Below are 341 nucleotides of genomic sequence, written 5' to 3'. Positions count from 1 at the left end.
ATGAAAGACACCACCAAGACCACTTGTACTGGTGTTGAAATGTTCCGTAAGCTTCTAGACGAAGGCCGTGCGGGTGAGAACGTTGGTGTTCTTCTGCGTGGTACTAAGCGTGACGAAGTTGAGCGTGGTCAAGTACTGGCGAAGCCTGGTTCAATCACTCCGCACACCAAGTTCGAATCAGAAGTATACGTACTAGGTAAAGACGAAGGCGGCCGTCATACGCCGTTCTTCAAAGGTTATCGTCCACAGTTCTACTTCCGTACAACTGACGTGACCGGTACTATCGAACTGCCAGAAGGCGTTGAGATGGTTATGCCTGGTGACAACATCAAGATGGTTGT

1 protein-coding gene is annotated in these 341 nt (G+C 49.6%); it reads left to right on the top strand.

Annotation, left to right across the window (positions count from 1 at the left end; genetic code table 11):
- Positions 1-341, top strand: a 341-nt coding sequence (locus BZJ21_RS15710) for an EF-Tu C-terminal domain-related protein (protein ID WP_269087447.1), incomplete at both ends; no start/stop codon positions are given.

The sequence above is a fragment of the Salinivibrio costicola subsp. alcaliphilus genome (assembly GCF_001996185.1).
In the GTDB taxonomy this organism is placed as follows: Bacteria; Pseudomonadota; Gammaproteobacteria; order Enterobacterales; family Vibrionaceae; genus Salinivibrio; species Salinivibrio costicola.
The sequence above is the reverse complement of the archived record's forward strand: the minus strand, read 5'-3'. Positions and strand labels throughout refer to the sequence as shown.